This window comes from Sutcliffiella deserti (assembly GCF_020037475.1).
Lineage (GTDB): Bacteria > Bacillota > Bacilli > Bacillales > Bacillaceae_I > Sutcliffiella_A > Sutcliffiella_A deserti.
On the sequence record NZ_JAIQDB010000013.1, the window covers coordinates 14,355 to 31,134 of the forward strand.

Annotated in this window: 16 protein-coding genes; all 16 read left to right on the forward strand. The window is 40.1% G+C overall.

What is annotated here, in order from left to right; all coding sequences use genetic code 11:
* Window positions 1–152 precede the first annotated feature (152 nt).
* The 16 genes from rnmV to spoVT all read left to right on the forward strand — a co-directional run bounded on the left by rnmV (window position 153) and on the right by spoVT (window position 16,450).
* A complete protein-coding gene (gene rnmV / locus K9B36_RS15570) occupies window positions 153–707 on the forward strand; it encodes a ribonuclease M5 (protein WP_223703296.1) in 555 nt (184 codons plus the stop codon).
* Entirely contained in the window at window positions 708–1,592 is an 885-nt protein-coding gene (rsmA, locus tag K9B36_RS15575) for a 16S rRNA (adenine(1518)-N(6)/adenine(1519)-N(6))-dimethyltransferase RsmA (RefSeq protein WP_223703297.1), read from the forward strand.
* 1,331 nt (window positions 1,593–2,923) lie between these two features.
* The gene (yabG, locus tag K9B36_RS15580; RefSeq protein ID WP_223703298.1) at window positions 2,924–3,814 is read left to right on the forward strand and encodes a sporulation peptidase YabG; all 891 of its coding nucleotides are present in this window, start codon (window positions 2,924–2,926) and stop codon (window positions 3,812–3,814) included.
* Window positions 3,815–4,034: 220 nt separating this feature from the next.
* Window positions 4,035–4,295 carry a biofilm formation stimulator Veg gene (gene veg, locus K9B36_RS15585; RefSeq protein WP_223703300.1) on the forward strand — a complete coding sequence of 87 codons (261 nt, stop codon included), beginning with the start codon at window positions 4,035–4,037 and terminating at the stop codon, window positions 4,293–4,295.
* 256 nt (window positions 4,296–4,551) lie between these two features.
* Entirely contained in the window at window positions 4,552–4,734 is a 183-nt protein-coding gene (locus tag K9B36_RS15590; RefSeq protein ID WP_223703301.1) for a small, acid-soluble spore protein, alpha/beta type, read from the forward strand.
* Between the two features lie 137 nt (window positions 4,735–4,871).
* Entirely contained in the window at window positions 4,872–5,741 is an 870-nt protein-coding gene (gene ispE / locus K9B36_RS15595; protein WP_223703302.1) for a 4-(cytidine 5'-diphospho)-2-C-methyl-D-erythritol kinase, read from the forward strand.
* 56 nt (window positions 5,742–5,797) lie between these two features.
* A complete protein-coding gene (purR, locus tag K9B36_RS15600) occupies window positions 5,798–6,640 on the forward strand; it encodes a pur operon repressor (RefSeq protein ID WP_223703303.1) in 843 nt (280 codons plus the stop codon).
* Window positions 6,641–6,700: 60 nt separating this feature from the next.
* A complete protein-coding gene (locus K9B36_RS15605) occupies window positions 6,701–7,078 on the forward strand; it encodes a RidA family protein (protein WP_223703357.1) in 378 nt (125 codons plus the stop codon).
* Window positions 7,079–7,207: 129 nt separating this feature from the next.
* Window positions 7,208–7,498: a septation regulator SpoVG gene (gene spoVG, locus K9B36_RS15610; RefSeq protein ID WP_223703304.1), complete on the forward strand. Its 291-nt coding sequence runs from the start codon at window positions 7,208–7,210 to the stop codon at window positions 7,496–7,498.
* Window positions 7,499–7,779: 281 nt separating this feature from the next.
* Window positions 7,780–9,156 (forward strand): bifunctional UDP-N-acetylglucosamine diphosphorylase/glucosamine-1-phosphate N-acetyltransferase GlmU, encoded by a 1,377-nt coding sequence (gene glmU / locus K9B36_RS15615; protein ID WP_223703305.1) that lies wholly within the window; start codon window positions 7,780–7,782, stop codon window positions 9,154–9,156.
* A gap of 18 nt (window positions 9,157–9,174) precedes the next feature.
* Complete coding sequence (locus K9B36_RS15620) at window positions 9,175–10,128, forward strand: ribose-phosphate diphosphokinase (RefSeq protein ID WP_223703306.1); 954 nt, start codon at window positions 9,175–9,177, stop codon at window positions 10,126–10,128.
* An 83-nt stretch (window positions 10,129–10,211) separates the two neighbouring features.
* Window positions 10,212–10,844 (forward strand): 50S ribosomal protein L25/general stress protein Ctc, encoded by a 633-nt coding sequence (locus K9B36_RS15625; RefSeq protein ID WP_223703307.1) that lies wholly within the window; start codon window positions 10,212–10,214, stop codon window positions 10,842–10,844.
* A gap of 293 nt (window positions 10,845–11,137) precedes the next feature.
* Window positions 11,138–11,698 carry an aminoacyl-tRNA hydrolase gene (pth, locus tag K9B36_RS15630; RefSeq protein WP_317889886.1) on the forward strand — a complete coding sequence of 187 codons (561 nt, stop codon included), beginning with the start codon at window positions 11,138–11,140 and terminating at the stop codon, window positions 11,696–11,698.
* A gap of 79 nt (window positions 11,699–11,777) precedes the next feature.
* Window positions 11,778–12,008 carry an anti-sigma-F factor Fin gene (locus tag K9B36_RS15635; RefSeq protein WP_223703311.1) on the forward strand — a complete coding sequence of 77 codons (231 nt, stop codon included), beginning with the start codon at window positions 11,778–11,780 and terminating at the stop codon, window positions 12,006–12,008.
* A gap of 165 nt (window positions 12,009–12,173) precedes the next feature.
* Complete coding sequence (gene mfd / locus K9B36_RS15640; protein ID WP_223703313.1) at window positions 12,174–15,707, forward strand: transcription-repair coupling factor; 3,534 nt, start codon at window positions 12,174–12,176, stop codon at window positions 15,705–15,707.
* Between the two features lie 206 nt (window positions 15,708–15,913).
* Window positions 15,914–16,450, forward strand: a complete 537-nt coding sequence (gene spoVT, locus K9B36_RS15645) for a stage V sporulation protein T (protein WP_223703315.1) — start codon at window positions 15,914–15,916, stop codon at window positions 16,448–16,450.
* Window positions 16,451–16,780 lie beyond the last annotated feature (330 nt).

A 16,780-nucleotide genomic window follows, 5' to 3' on the forward strand; every position in this document is an offset into this window, starting at 1 on the left:
TTTTTTCTGTTATGATGGAAAAGCAGAAAAGCTACGCCCACTCATAGATATTAGGCAAGTTAGATAAAATAAAGTAGAATACAAACTATTGAACGTTTCAACTATATAGACGTATGTAGGTGTTAGAAAGTTTCACTATTTTGGAGGAAATTATGAAAATCAAAGAAATAATTGTGGTAGAAGGAAAAGACGATACCGTTACCATAAAAAGAGCGGTGGATGCTGATACCATAGAAACTGGTGGATCTGCAATTAATGAAGAAATACTAAGTAGAATCAAGCATGCACAAAATACTCGAGGGGTAATTGTATTTACGGACCCTGATTATCCTGGTGAAAAAATAAGGCATACAATAAGGGAGGCAGTTCCAGGATGCAAACATGCATTTCTTCCAAAAAGTCTCGCTAAGGGTAAAAAGGGAAAAGGGATCGGAGTGGAACACGCTTCAGTAAAGTCCATTCAAGAGGCACTTGCAGGATTACATCAAGAATATGAGCAAGTAATGGAACCTATTCCATTTGAAATTCTCGTGTACTGGGGCCTAATTGCAGGACCTTCTGCTAAGAAGCGAAGAGAGCGAATAGGAGAGTATTTAAATATCGGGTATACAAACGGAAAGCAGCTTCAAAAGCGTCTTCAGATGTTTCATATCACACAAGAACAACTAGAAGAAGCATTAGTTAAACTAGACCAGGAGGAGCAATAAATGCACAAGGACATTGCGACACCCAAACGCACGAAAGAAATTATGGATAAATACGGATTTTCATTTAAAAAAAGCTTAGGTCAGAACTTTTTAATTGATACAAACATCCTTCATAAGATTGTTGATTTTTCCGGAATCACTTCAACAACAGCTGCTATCGAGATTGGGCCAGGTATTGGTGCGCTAACAGAGCAAATAGCAAAAAAAGCGGGAAAAGTAGTTGCCTTTGAAATTGATCAGAGATTATTACCAATCTTAGAAGACACACTCTCTCCTTATGAGAATGTCAAAGTCATTCACCAAGATATTTTAAAGGCGGATGTTAAAAGTCTAATAGAAGATGAAATAAAAGGATATGAGGAAGTAAAAGTAGTTGCGAATCTCCCATATTATGTAACAACTCCAATCATCATGAAGCTGCTAACAGAAAGCATCCCTTTAGCAAGTATTACCGTTATGCTCCAAAAAGAAGTAGCAGATCGGATGGCAGCGAAACCGAGTACAAAAGAATACGGTTCGCTCTCAATCGCGGTTCAATATTACACAAAAGCAGAAACGGTTATGATTGTGCCCAAAACGGTATTTGTCCCACAACCTAATGTAGATTCTGCAGTCATTCGTTTAGAGGTGCGAAAAGAGCCGGCTGTGATCGTGAAGAATGAAGAATTTTTCTTTGAAATTGTGCGAGCGAGCTTTGGTCAACGTAGAAAAACGATATTAAATAACTTGATTAGTCATCTACCGGACGGAAAAGCGAAAAAACCAAGTATCGAACATGCACTATCACAAGCTTCCATTGATCCTAGGAGAAGGGGAGAAACACTCTCTATCGAAGAATTTGGAAGGTTAAGTGATGAGTTATTAGCTTTAGTTAAGACGACCTGATTTAGGGTCGTTTTTTTGAATTAAGGAAAACCTGTTAGGTGGCCTTCTTTACGTTGCTAATTAAAGGTTTCACTTGAAGAGCTAGGTTGAAAATGTAGGTTGCTGATATAACTCACTGTTCCTTTGCGTTTCAGGTGATCGCGCTTTCCGCGGGGCGGTGCGGGAGCCTCCTCGGCTGCGCCTGTGGGGTCTCCCGTCTACCGCTATCGCCCGCAGGAGTCGATCACCTTCCACTTCAATCCACAGGGGGAGCATTTTATATGTGAGGACCTTCTTTAGATTGCTCATTAAAGTTTTCACTTGAAGAGCTAGTCTGAAAATAGGTTGGGTTCTTTTGAAAGTCCCTGTTCCTTTGCGTTTCAGGTGATCGCTTTCCGCGGGGCGGTGCGGGAGCCTCCTCGGCTTTGCCTGCGGGGTCTCCCGTCTACCGCTATCTCCCGCAGGAGTCGAACACCTTCCACTCCAATCCACAGGGAGAAGTACTTTTTATATCTGGTGACACTTTACCTGCTAGCCTGTGAATAGCTAGGGTACTGTATTAACTCACTGTTCCTTTGCGTTTCAGGTGATCGCTTTCCGCGGGGCGGTGCGGGAGCCTCCTCGGCTTTGCCTGCGGGGTCTCCCGTCTACCGCTATCTCCCGCAGGAGTCGAACACCTTCCACTCCAATCCACAGGGAGAAGTACTTTTTATATCTGGTGACACTTTACCTGCTAGCCTGTGAATAGCTAGGGTACTGTATTAACTCACTGTTCCTTTGCGTTTCAGGTGATCGCTTTCCGCGGGGCGGTGCGGGAGCCTCCTCGGCTGCGCCTGTGGGGTCTCCCGTCTACCGCTATCGCCCGCAGGAGTCGATCACCTTCCACTCCAATCCACAGGGGAAAGCACTTTAGACAAAAGGTCATTTTCCCACCTTGATTATAGTGATTATTTTTTATATAGAATTCTAAGTTTTATATAGGTGAGTCGGTTTAAAGGACCTTAATGACCACCTATTGAACTTTTGGTACCAAGCTGTGGATCGGATCGAAAGGCGGAGACTCCTGGGGGAGGTAGTGCTTTGGGACGACCCCGCTGGCGTTTCGCCGAGGCGGCTTCCCAAGCGCCCCGCGGACGCGACGCCTTTCGTGGAGAGGAACAGCGTCATATAACTGAACACCTTAATATTGCATGGCAAGTTAAATCACTGCTTTACCAGCCAAAAACTCTAATTAATACCACGGCAGCCGAGTCCTATAATAGTCAATTCACTCACATACCTACCCTCCTTTGCATATCTTAGTTTAGGAAATAAGTTGGGATAAATGCAGCCTCTCAGTTGGAGGGAAGAACATGAGAATAAAGGTTGGAGATATAGTTGCACGTAAATCATATAATTGTGATTTGTCCTTCCGTGTGATGGATATTCATGAAAATGAAAACAAACAATTAGTGGTCATGTTATATGGAGAAGACGTTCGATTGATGGCAGATGCCCCTTACCAGGACCTTCAATTAGTGGATGGCAAAGAGTTGATGACACGGAAACAAAAAGCATATTCTATAGAAAATAAATCATTGCAATTATTTAAACAAGACTATCAGCTTATAAGAGAGAAAAATGAGTATAATGCAACAGGTGGTTATAGTACCGAGCAAGATTACTTTCAGGTTCCAGGCAGAGTGCTTCACATAGATGGAGATCCATTGTATCTAAAAAAATGTCTTGACCTTTATGAAAGAATTGGCGTGCCAGTTAAAGGAATACATGCTAATGAAAAAGAGATGCCAGTGAAAATTGCCGAATGGATGAAGCAATACCGACCAGACATTTTAGTGATAACAGGTCATGATGCTTATTCTAAAAGCAAGGGAAAGGTTTCCGATATTTCAGCATATCGTCATTCGCAACACTTCGTTCAAACAGTACAAGAAGCTCGCAAGATTCAACCAAACTTAGATCAGCTAGTTATATTTGCCGGAGCTTGCCAGTCGCATTTTGAATCCCTTATTCAATCAGGTGCGAATTTTGCTAGTTCACCTTCAAGAGTAAATATTCATGCTCTAGATCCTGTATATATTGTAGCCAGAATCTGTTTTACCCCTTTTATGGAGCGGGTGAATGTGTGGGATGTATTGAGAAATACGTTAACTGGTGATAAAGGCCTCGGTGGAATAGATACACGGGGCGTTCTTAGGACAGGGATGCCCTATCGGACTCATTCCGAGGAAGATGACTCTTAACGTATAACAAGTTAAGGGTTTTTTTGCATATTTTATTAAAGTTCGGAACTTTTTACATAAAACAGTAAAAAGTTGTAAATAGTAATTGTAGACATATGGAGATTATTGTTGAAGAAAAGTTATTGACATGCACCTTTTAGGGTTGATATAATTTTAAGTTTTATTTGAATTTTCTCTTGTGGCGTGTTATACTATATATAATATAGTGAGGTGGAGTAAAATGGGAAAAACGTTGGTTGATATCAAAAGAACGTTAGATTCTAATTTAGGGAAAAAGTTAACACTCCGTGCAAATGGTGGTCGTAGAAAAACGATCGAACGAATCGGTATTTTAGCTGAGACTTATCCATCTGTATTTGTAATAGAACTAGATCAAGACGAAAATGCTTTTGAACGCGTATCCTACAGCTATGCAGATGTCCTCACAGAAACGGTACAACTTACATTCTTTGAAGAAGGTATGGCAATTAGTGGGCAGTAAACTTTCCGTTTGCTGCTTTTTGTTTTGTCTAAAATCTTAGCCCGACTGTTTTTGTTTTACCCGCACCTGTTTAGCTCTCAGGATTCTTCCCGTGGAACCTTTCTGTGAATGTAGCCTCTATAGGAAGCACAGAGCTAGACAGAACCAAACGTTTTATTGCTTCATAAACATCTTTAAGTACCCACTTATAATAATGAAATAAACTACCCATACTAATGAATGTCACCATGATAGATCATAAAGGAGGCCGCTGCGATTGAGTAAACGACGTGGTATGATGTCTTATCAGTTAAAAGAGGAGCTTGCAAAAGAGCTTGGCTTCTATGATGTGGTGCAACAAGAAGGCTGGGGAGCAATCCGGGCAAAAGATGCTGGTAATATGGTGAAAAAAGCGATTGAACTAGCCGAACAACAACTAATTCAGAACCAACAAAAGTAACATTACTACGGAAACCGAGGTGTGTGACACTTCGGTTTTTTTTAGATAGCATAATATTTGACAAAATACGAGATATTTCTACATAAGAATGTGGTACAATACATAAATAATTGGAGACGAAAAAAGTAGGTGAAGATGTGAGACTGTTAGAAAAGGCACCAGCAAAAATTAATTTATCACTTGATGTGTTGAATAAGCGACCGGACGGATACCATGAAGTAAAAATGATTATGGCGACGATTGATTTGGCAGATCGAATTGAGCTTTCAGAACGAAGCGATGGTCAGATCGTGATTATTTCCCATAACCGTTATGTTCCCGACGATAGTCGAAACCTAGCATATCAAGCGGCATCTCTATTAAAACAAAGATTTAATGTGAACAAAGGGGTTTCCATTTCCATTACCAAAATGATACCTGTAGCAGCGGGCTTGGCTGGAGGAAGCAGTGATGCGGCGGCAACGCTAAGAGGATTAAACAAATTATGGCGTTTAGGATTAACGTTGGATGAGCTGGCGACTATCGGTGCGGAAATAGGATCTGACGTTACTTTTTGTGTGTACGGTGGTACCGCATTGGCAACAGGTCGTGGTGAAATCGTAAAACAAATTCCCCCACCGCCACATAGCTGGATTGTATTAGCAAAACCAACCATTGGTGTTTCTACTGCTGAAGTATATAACAATTTAGACCTAAGCAATGTAACACATCCGGATGTAAATGGAATGCTTCAGGCCATTCATGAAAATGACTATGATTTAATGACAAGTAAGGTAGGTAACGTGCTGGAATCCGTTACGTTGAAGCTTTATCCTGAAGTTGCACATATAAAGGACCAAATGAAAAAGTTTGGAGCGGATGCAGTGCTCATGAGCGGAAGTGGACCAACTGTATTTGGAATTGTGCAACATGATTCTAGAATGCACCGAATCTATAATGGTCTGCGTGGCTTTTGTGACCAGGTTTTTGCCGTGCGCATGATTGGAGAACGAAACACCCTTGATTAAACCCGTATATTAATGTTATATTTACTTTAAATATTCGGGTTTTAGGAGGATGAGACATGAAATTAAGAAGAAGTGGTCGTCTTGTGGATATGACGCACTATTTATTGCAGAATCCACAAGGGTTAGTTCCGCTTTCCCTTTTTGCAGATCGGTATGGTTCTGCAAAATCGTCCATAAGTGAAGACTTAGGTATTATCAAACAAACGTTTGAAGAGCAGGGGATCGGTACATTAATTACAGTACCAGGTGCTGCTGGTGGAGTGAAATATATACCTTCTGTAAGCAACAAAGAGGCAGCCTCTTACATAGAGGAGCTATGTGAAATAATAGCAAAACCAGAAAGGTTATTGCCAGGCGGGTACCTCTATATGACAGATATCTTAGGTAATCCAAAAGTACTAAATAAAGTAGGTAAAATGTTTGCCACTGCATTTAATCATAAAAAAGTAGATATCGTGATGACGATGGCTACAAAAGGGATTCCTTTAGCGCATGCCGTTGCAAGCTATTTAAATGTACCTGTTGTTATTGTACGGAGAGATAGCAGAGTTACAGAAGGCTCTACGGTGAGTATTAACTATGTATCCGGATCGTCCAAAAGAATCCAGACGATGGTCCTGGCTAAAAGAAGTCTTGAAACAGGATCAAATGTTTTAATTATTGATGATTTTATGAAAGCCGGCGGAACAGTTAGCGGGATGGTGAACCTGCTATCTGAGTTTCAAGCAAATGTTGCAGGCATCGGAATCCTAGTAGAATCGGAACACATCGAAGAAAGACTTATAGAGGACTATGTATCCCTTGTTAAACTTGAAAAGGTAAATGAGAAAGATCGACAAATAGAGGTTGCACAGGGAAACTACCTTGAGCATGTCCAAAGTAACACCCCTTTAAAATAAAGCTATTTTATGCAACCGCTGGGCCCAGTAACTAAAAAATAACTTAAGTTTGAGGTTGATATTGTGAAAATTGTTCATACAGAAGCTGCTCCAAAAGCAATAGGACCATATTCTCAAGGGATTGTGGTAAATAACTTATTTTATAGCTCGGGACAAATTCCATTAAAAGCAGATGGAGAGTTAGTCACTGGAAATGTTGAAGAGCAAACACACCAAGTTTTTAACAACTTAAAAGCTGTACTAAATGAAGCAGGGGCATCACTTGATTCGGTAGTAAAAGCCACTGTGTTTATTAAAGATATGAATCAATTTCAAGAAATAAACGAAGTGTATGGTCAATATTTTCATACACATAAACCTGCCCGCTCCTGTGTAGAAGTTGCCCGTCTGCCTAAAGATGTACTGGTAGAAATTGAAGTTATAGCGTTAGTAAAATAAACATCTGTATCTTTTCCTCCACATTGCCCAAAATTTTCAAAAATATTTTTTGAAATAAGAAGGATTTAAGAAAAATTTAGAGAATTTATAATACTAAGTTTTTTTAATGGGGAAAAGGTGGTGAACAGAATGGAAGTAACTGACGTAAGATTACGCCGCGTTAATACCGATGGCCGCATGCGCGCTATCGCGTCGATTACACTTGACCATGAATTTGTTGTTCATGATATACGTGTAATTGATGGAAACAATGGTTTATTTGTTGCGATGCCGAGCAAGCGTACACCTGATGGAGAGTTTCGCGATATTGCACATCCAATTAACTCAGGTACTCGTGGAAAGATTCAAGAAGCAGTCTTAGCAGAGTATCATCGATTAGGTGAAGTGGAAGTTGAATACGAAGAAGCTGGAGCTTCTTAAAAAATAGAGTAAAGCAGGCGAACCAACAGCCCTGCTTTATTTTTTTTACCCCCAAAACCAAAATTCAAAACCCAAAAGCCCCGCTTTTCCCCCAAATCATCAAAACCCCATCAAAATTAGCCCGCTGTCTCCCCAAAAAAGAAATTCACCTCACCCAAAATTCCGACCTTCACCACCGCCATCTTTTTGACAAAAAAATGTACTTTCACGCAGCTCCTTGAAAAAACGTTCGTTTTAAGATATATTCGTAATGGATAATTAGGTGAAGATGGAGGATTGTTATGATAAATCGTTATGCCGTAATATTAGCAGCTGGTCAAGGTACCAGGATGAAATCTAAATTATACAAAGTGATGCATCCTGTATGTGGCAAGCCGATGGTTCAACATGTAGTGGATCATGTTTCTACTTTGAATTTCGACAATATTGTCACTGTCGTTGGACATGGTGCAGAAACGGTGAAAAGTCAGCTTGGAAGTATTAGTGACTATGTCCTACAAGAAGAACAATTAGGTACAGCCCATGCCGTCATGCAAGCAGCCCCGATCTTAAGGGATAAAAAGGGCGTAACCTTAGTTATTTGTGGTGATACTCCTCTTATAACCCCTGATACGATGCAACAATTACTTGATCTGCATCAAGAGACCGGAGCAAAAGCAACCATACTTACAGCTTATGCCCAGGATCCTACAGGGTATGGTCGGATCATCCGTAATGAAGAAGGCCATGTAGGAAAGATTGTGGAACATAAAGATGCTACGGAAGATGAACGCAAAGTAACCGAAATAAATACAGGCACATATTGTTTTGATAACGAAGCGTTATTTGCTGCTTTAAACAATGTTTCAAATGACAACGTCCAAGGGGAATATTATCTTCCTGATGTCGTAGAAATTTTCAAAGAAAACGGCGATGTTGTATCCGCTTACCAAACATTGGATTTTGATGAAACGTTAGGCGTAAATGACAGAGTAGCACTCGCTCAAGCAGAGGCGACAATGAAAGCGAGAATTAACAAAAAACATATGATTAACGGAGTCAGTATTATCGACCCGGAAAATACTTATATCTCTGCCGATGCAGTGATTGGAAGAGATACAGTTATTTACCCTGGAACCTTCATTTCTGGGGCAACACAAATCGGTGAAGATGGTATTATTGGTCCCAACTCTGAAATCAAAGACTGTCAAATTGGTGATCGAACTTCTATACGTCAATCTGTCACGCACGACAGCGAGATAGGAAATGATGTGAACATAGGACCATTCGCCCACGTTCGTCCTTCATCAAAAATTGGCAACGAAGTAAAGTTGGGGAATTTTGTAGAAGTGAAAAAATCGACATTTGGTGAGGGAAGTAAAGCTTCTCACCTAAGCTACATCGGCGATGCGGAAGTTGGGAAAGATGTTAACTTAGGGTGTGGATCGATTACGGTCAATTACGACGGGAAAAATAAATACTTAACGAAGATTGAAGATGGAGTCTTTGTAGGTTGTAATGCCAATTTGGTTGCACCAGTGACCATTGGAGCAAACGCCTACGTTGCAGCAGGTTCTACCATCACAAAGGATGTACCAGGCGATGCGTTATCCATCGCACGTGCTCATCAAGTCAACAAAGAGAACTACGTAGAAAAGCTTCAAAATAAAAAATCCTAACGGAGGGTTCATGTAATCATGCCATATAAATATGCCGATTCTAACTTGAAAATATTCACCTTAAATTCAAATCCTGCCTTAGCAGAAGAAATTGCAGGTCATGTAGGAGTTCCGATTGGACAGTGTTCTGTTGCACGCTTTAGTGATGGAGAAATCCAAATTAACATAGAGGAAAGTATTCGTGGTTGTGATGTGTATGTTATCCAATCAACAAGCGCACCTGTGAATGAGCACATTATGGAAACATTAATCATGATAGATGCGTTAAAACGTGCATCTGCAAAAACGATTAACATTGTAATGCCTTACTATGGTTATGGAAGACAAGATAGAAAAGCTCGTGCACGTGAACCGATTACTGCGAAGCTAGTAGCTAATCTATTAGAAACTGCAGGGGCCGATCGTGTAATTACGCTTGACTTGCATGCTCCACAGATTCAGGGCTTCTTTGATATCCTGATTGACCACCTTATGGGTGTACCAATCTTGGCAGAATATTTCCAAAGCAAAAATCTAGAAGATCTTGTTATCGTCTCCCCAGATCATGGTGGTGTAACACGTGCTAGAAAGCTTGCAGACCGCTTAAAAGCTCCTATTGCGATTATTGATAAACGCAGACCTCGTCCGAACGTAGCGGAAGTTATGAACATTGTAGGGCAAATTGAAGGAAGAACGGCTATTTTAATTGATGACATGATAGATACAGCAGGAACCATTACGCTTGCAGCAAATGCTCTTATCGAGAATGGAGCGAAGGATGTTTATGCTTGCTGTACACACCCAGTATTGTCTGGACCGGCGATAGAACGTATTCAAAACTCAAAAATCAGGGAATTGGTAATTACTAATACCATCTCTCTTCCAGAAGAAAAGAAAATAGACAAAATCACACAATTATCCGTGGCAGAGCTTATTGCAGAGGCGATTGTACGTGTTCATGAAGAGAAATCTGTAAGTACTTTATTTGATTAATTCAGGAGTGAGGGTTTAATCATCAGAAAATTGGGGAACTTGATAAAGAGACAAGTATTATATTTTCCCAGGAAGGTGATTAAATGACTTCAGTATTACATGCAAATGAGCGTACAGAATTCAAAAAATCTTCAAGAAGAAAAATCCGTGAGGAAGGGCAAATTCCTGCGGTAGTATATGGGAATCAGACGGATAATAAACCAATAAGTGTAGACAGCAAAGACTTTATTAAAACCATTCGTGAGACTGGAAAAAATGGAATCATCGAATTGGATCTGGGTTCAGAGAAGCGTAAAGTCATGCTATACGACTACCAAATGGATCCACTTAAAAGTTTAGAATTTATTCACCTGGATTTCCATGTGGTAAACTTTAAAGCAGAAATTGATGTGGATGTTGCCATTCATGTAACAGGGGATGCTGCAGGTGTAAAAGATGGCGGAGTTTTACAGCAGGTTCTTCATGAAGCATCCATCAAAACTCTTCCAAACAATGTTCCAGACTCCATTGAAGTGGATGTATCGAACCTTCAAGTAAATGAAACCATTACCTTTGGCGATTTAGAAACCTCAGGTAAATATAAATTTAATCACGAAGAGGATGAAGTTATTGTTTCTATCCTTCCACCACGTCAAGAAGAAGAAATTGATAGTGGAGAAGAGCAAGAGCCAGGAGAGCCTGAACTTGTTGAAGGTAGAGAAAATAATAACGGCTAAATACTTAAAAAAGGCGTAACCTATATGGTTGCGTCTTTTTCTAGGATATTGCCTCATTTGTTGTTCCGTCCTATAACAAGAGCTGCTGTTGTAGGACTTTGCTGAGTATAGGCTTCGTTTAAAGTTCTTCTACTTGGAAAAACAGCTAACTTTCCTAGCTGTTTTCTTCACTTTCCTCTAGAGTTAAAGTAAAATAAAAGGAACCTATTAGTTTTTGGAGGCCTTTAATGAAAAAGTTCTTTCGTTCATTGTTAAAAAAGGAAGAAGAGGTAGCCGTTTCAGGAGGAGAGAAAATGAAAGTCTTTGTTGGATTAGGAAATCCAGGCCGTCAATACGAACAAACCAGACATAATATTGGCTTTATGGTAATTGATGAACTAGCAGATCGGTGGAACATCTCTCTTAGTCAATCAAAATTTAAAGGCATTTATGGTCAGGGGATCGTAAATGGTGAAAAAGTATTATTAGTAAAGCCTCTTACATACATGAATTTATCAGGTGAATGTGTGCGTCCTTTATTAGACTTCTATAAACTTGAAGCGGAGGATGTTGTCATTGTTTATGATGATCTCGATTTACCGGTTGGGAAATTAAGGTTACGCCAAAAAGGAAGCGCTGGAGGACATAATGGAATAAAGTCGCTCATTCTGCATCTGCAAACACAAAACTTTAATCGCATCAGAATGGGGATAGATAGACCTACGAACGGCCAGTCTGTCTCTGACTACGTTTTAGGCAGATTCAGCCAAGAAGAACAGCCTGATATCACTTGGGCCGTTAAAAGGGCTTCTGAGGCTTGTGAGGAAGCACTGGAAAAAGAATTTTTGCAAGTTATGAATACATTTAATCAATAATAGAATAGAGTAAATCTGTATAACAATGGTATCCCCTGTTCATACTATTCCTAAAAAGCGAGGTAATAGGAGGAAAACAGTGGCTATACATTATAATTGCAGACATTGCGGATATAAGGTCGGTACAATTGATGCAACATCTGTTTTTACAGAACAGCTTGGATTTCATCAATTAACAGATAAGGAACGGCAAGAGATGATTGCATACAAACCAAACGGTGATATACATGTTAAAACAATTTGTGAAGATTGTCAGGAAGCGCTTGATCGAAATCCTGCCTGGCATGAGTCTGAGAGCTTTATCCAATAAGAATGCTTTGGTGTGATGCCAAAGCCTTTTTGCGTCTTTACCTATGGCTCTTTTCGTAACGGCTGGTACTAGTATGTAAAAGCAACAATCAAGGCGAAAATAGCCTAATCTATTTATAAAACCATTAAAGCACACGTGCTTTTCATATGAGAGGAGGGGGAAAAAGTGAAAGGACTTATTCCTTATTTTACAGAAAATGATGATTTTGAATCCGTCTTAGTCGGATTAAAGGAAGGTTTGGGAGAACAGCTGGTATCCGGTATTTCCAATGCAGCGAGATCTGTGTTTATCGCATCCTTATATGAGGAAAGAAAGGCTCCTGTATTAGTTGTTACACATAATTTATATCATGCCCAAAAGGTCTACGAAGACCTAGCAAGCTTTCTTCCAGCAGAAGAGTTATTTCTCTATCCTGTTAATGATGTGCTTGCAGCAGAAATAGGGATAGCAAGCCCTGAGCTAAAGGCGCAAAGAATTGAAGCGCTAAACCATTGGTCCGCTAAACAAAGTGGAATTATTGTTACTCCTATTGCGGGTCTCAAGAAGATGCTTCCAACCAAAACGAAATGGCAGCATACTTTACTTAGTGTAGAAGTGAACAAAACGATTCCCCTTGATAATTTAGCAGAGCGGCTAGTGCGACTAGGGTACCAAAGAGTGGGCATGGTTGATACCCCAGGTGACTTTAGCATCCGTGGAGGAATTATCGATATCTATCCCTTAACTGAAGAATTGGCTATCAGAATTGAGTTGTTTGATGATGAAGTGGAATCAATTCGATCGTTTTCAGTGGAAGATCAGCGTTCTCAGGAGAATATGGATCGTGTAACAATCGGCCCGGCAACAGAAATTATCCTCACAGACCAAGAATTAGAAAGAGGCAGGTTGTTACTTGAAAAGGAAAGAAACAAAGCAATAAAAAAGGTAAAAGATGAGAAAGTAAAACAACTGCTCTCAGAGAATATCTCCCATGAGTTAGAGCAATTAGCCAATGGGCAAGTATTTTCTGGACTTAAAAAATATCTGAGCTTCTTCTATGAAAAACCAGCTAGTTTACTAGATTATGTTCCCTCTAACGGAGTAGTAGTCTTAGATGAAATAAGTCGAATTCAGGAAACAGCAGAGAGCTTGGATAAAGAAGAAGATGAATGGCTAGTGGAGTTGCTAGCTGAAGGAAAAGCAGTACATGATTTAAAGTTTTCCCACTCTTTTATTCAGCTTGTGAACAGCAAAAAGCTGCCGTTTGTTTATTTATCCTTATTTCTACGGCATGTTCCACATACACATCCGGAAAATCTAATTAATATGTCTTCCAAGTCCATGCAGCATTTTCACGGACAAATGCATTTACTTAAATCAGAAATTGAACGGTGGAAGAAGGCAAACTATGCTATCGTAGTTCTTGCTTCCGATCAGGATCGTATCCAAAAACTTGAAACAGTCTTTGACGATTATGATATGGACATTAGGAAGCTATCAACCGATTCTGCTTTTGTCCAAGGAGAAGTACAAATTATTGAAGGAGATCTTCAATCAGGATTTGAACTGCCACTTCAAAAGTTAGCTGTAATCACAGAGGAAGAGTTATTTAAAAAGAAAGCAAAAAAACCTAAAAATCGTCAGAAACTCTCTAATGCGGAGCGGATTAAGAACTATTCAGAGTTGAATGTTGGAGACTATGTGGTCCACATCAATCACGGGATCGGTAAATACTTAGGAATTGAAACTCTCGATATTAATGGATTGCATAAAGACTATATTCATATAAAATACCAAGGTTCCGACAAGCTTTATGTACCAGTCGAGCAAATTGATCAGGTTCAAAAATATGTAGGGTCCGAAGGCAAAGAGCCGAAAGTCTATAAGCTTGGTGGAACCGACTGGAAGAAAGTGAAAACAAAGGTCGAATCATCTGTACAGGATATTGCGGATGATCTTATTAAACTTTATGCAGAACGAGAAGCAAGTGAAGGATATTCCTTCTCCCCAGATGGAGAAATGCAACGCGAGTTCGAAGCCACTTTCCCTTATCAAGAAACAGAAGATCAATTACGCTCTATTCATGAAATTAAGCTAGATATGGAGAACATTCGTCCCATGGATCGTTTGCTATGCGGTGATGTTGGATATGGGAAGACAGAGGTTGCTATACGCGCAGCATTTAAAGCGATTATGGATGAAAAGCAAGCTGCAATCCTTGTGCCAACTACTATATTAGCTCAACAACATTATGAAACGATTCGGGAAAGATTCCAAGATTATCCAATCAATATTGGTTTATTGAGCCGCTTCCGTTCAAGAAAACAACAAACCGAGACGATGAAAGGCCTAGCAAACGGTACGATCGACATTGTAATCGGAACGCATCGTCTTTTATCAAAGGATATAAAATATAAGGACTTAGGGTTACTAATTATTGATGAAGAACAGAGATTTGGTGTCACACATAAGGAAAAAATCAAGCAACTAAAAGCGAATATCGATGTGCTTACACTCACAGCCACCCCTATTCCACGAACACTTCATATGTCGATGCTGGGAGTACGGGACTTATCTGTTATTGAAACACCACCAGAAAACCGTTTTCCAGTACAAACCTATGTGATGGAATATAACGGAAATTTAGTAAAAGAGGCAATCGAAAGGGAATTAGCGCGTGGAGGTCAAGTATACTTCCTTTATAATCGTGTGGAGGATATTGAGCGAAAAGCGGATGAAATCTCTATGTTGGTTCCAGATGCAAGAGTAACCTATGCCCATGGGAAGATGACTGAAAATGAACTAGAATCGGTGATGCTTCAATTTTTAGAAGGAGAAGCGGAGGTCCTAGTTAGTACGACAATCATTGAAACAGGTGTAGATATTCCGAATGTGAATACCCTGATCGTCTTTGATGCGGATAGAATGGGATTATCTCAGTTGTATCAATTACGCGGACGGGTTGGACGTTCCAACCGTGTGGCCTATTCCTATTTTACCTACCGAAAAGATAAAGTACTTACAGAGGTAGCAGAAAAACGTTTGCAATCCATAAAAGAATTTACAGAGCTTGGGTCCGGATTTAAAATTGCGATGCGCGACCTTACCATTCGTGGAGCAGGAAATCTTTTAGGAGCCCAACAACATGGATTCATCGATTCTGTAGGTTTCGATATGTACTCCCAAATGCTGAAGGAAGCCATAGAAGAAAGAAAAGGCAATCCGGAAATGAAAAGAAAACGCGAAATAGAGATAGATGTTCAGTTGGATGCCTATATTCCTGAAACTTATATTTCCGACAGCAAACAAAAGATTGATATGTATAAACGATTTAGAGGAATAGAGTCTCCGGAAGAGTTAGACGAATTAAAAGAAGACATGAAAGACCGTTTTGGTGAATATCCGGTAGAAGTGGATTATTTATTCCAAATATCAGAGATGAAGGCATTCGGTCTGGAGGAAAAAGTTGCTAGCATCAAGCAAACGAAACAAGAGTTAACGATTCTTCTATCCGAAGAGGCAAGTGAAGTAATTGATGGCCAAAAACTTTTCCAGCTAGGTAATCAATATGGAAGAATGGTAAGTCTTGGGATGGACGGTAAACGTTTAAAAATAGTCATTCAAATAAAAAAAATTACTGCAGATGAGTGGTTGCAAGTTGCCATATTCATGATAAAAGGACTTCAGACGGTGAAAAAAGAAGGGGTAAATGTATCCTAGAATGTTTAAGTATGTGGAATCTTGTCTATATAAATACTGGGGGATTTTACAAATTTAAAAAAACACTTCCAACATGTATATAACTTCCTGAGTGTAGGATACTAACTTCAACAAATGGTGAATTCTTCATAAAAAGGACAACATGATCAATTCCACCAATTTAAATCATCTCTTTTTATCATCGGATGAAGGAGGCAACTTGAGAAATGAAAGCAACTGGTATTGTTCGACGTATTGATGACCTCGGTCGTGTAGTAATTCCAAAAGAAATTAGAAGAACTTTACGTATTCGTGAAGGTGACCCGTTAGAGATTTTTGTCGATCGGGATGGAGAAGTAATTCTTAAGAAATACTCTCCAATTTCAGAGCTTGGCGATTTCGCAAGAGAATATGCAGAAGCTCTATATGATAGTCTAGGACAACCTGTTCTAATCTGTGATCGAGATACGTTCATAGCCGTAGCTGGCAGCTCCAAGAAGGAGTACATGAACAAAAGTATTAGCGAAGTGATTGAGAAATCAATGGAAGACCGCAATTCTGTATTAAAAACAGAGGAACAGCAGGTAGCTATTGTGGATGGCATGGCGGAGACGCTTGCATCCTATACGATTGGACCAATCATCGCAAATGGTGATCCAATTGGAGCGGTAGTTATCATGTCCAAGGAAAAAGTGTTAGGTGAAGTGGAACAAAAGGCTGTTGAAACAGCAGCGAGCTTCCTGGCGAGACAGATGGAGCATTAATGAAATTAGAAGTAGCAGGTTATTCTGCTGCTTCTTTTTCTTTTCTATTATGCTTGTCGGAGCTGGGCGAGTCGCTTCCCCATTTCGGTTTGTCCAGTTGCAGCGTCTAGCTCCTCGAGTCAGAAGCCAGCTTCCTCCAGAGGTCAAAGAGCGACTTCTTGCAGAATCCGTCTTATGCTTGTCGGAGCTGGGCGAGTCGCTTCCACATTTCGGTTTGTCCAGTTGCAGCGACTAGCTCCTCGAGTCATAAGCCAGCTTCCTCCAGAGGTCAAAGAGCGACCTCTTGCAGAATCCGTCTTATGCTTGTCGGAGCTGGGCGAGTCGCTTCCA

Excerpts from the sequence above, each read along its gene's own strand:
- rnmV (WP_223703296.1), top strand. The coding sequence starts at position 153 with ATGAAAATCAAAGAAATAATTGTGGTAGAAGGAAAAGACGATACCGTT.
- rsmA (WP_223703297.1), top strand. The coding sequence starts at position 708 with ATGCACAAGGACATTGCGACACCCAAACGCACGAAAGAAATTATGGAT.
- yabG (WP_223703298.1), top strand. The coding sequence starts at position 2,924 with ATGAGAATAAAGGTTGGAGATATAGTTGCACGTAAATCATATAATTGT.
- veg (WP_223703300.1), top strand. The coding sequence starts at position 4,035 with ATGGGAAAAACGTTGGTTGATATCAAAAGAACGTTAGATTCTAATTTA.
- purR (WP_223703303.1), top strand. The coding sequence starts at position 5,798 with ATGAAATTAAGAAGAAGTGGTCGTCTTGTGGATATGACGCACTATTTA.
- spoVG (WP_223703304.1), top strand. The coding sequence starts at position 7,208 with ATGGAAGTAACTGACGTAAGATTACGCCGCGTTAATACCGATGGCCGC.
- glmU (WP_223703305.1), top strand. The coding sequence starts at position 7,780 with ATGATAAATCGTTATGCCGTAATATTAGCAGCTGGTCAAGGTACCAGG.
- K9B36_RS15620 (WP_223703306.1), top strand. The coding sequence starts at position 9,175 with ATGCCATATAAATATGCCGATTCTAACTTGAAAATATTCACCTTAAAT.
- K9B36_RS15625 (WP_223703307.1), top strand. The coding sequence starts at position 10,212 with ATGACTTCAGTATTACATGCAAATGAGCGTACAGAATTCAAAAAATCT.
- pth (WP_317889886.1), top strand. The coding sequence starts at position 11,138 with ATGAAAGTCTTTGTTGGATTAGGAAATCCAGGCCGTCAATACGAACAA.
- spoVT (WP_223703315.1), top strand. The coding sequence starts at position 15,914 with ATGAAAGCAACTGGTATTGTTCGACGTATTGATGACCTCGGTCGTGTA.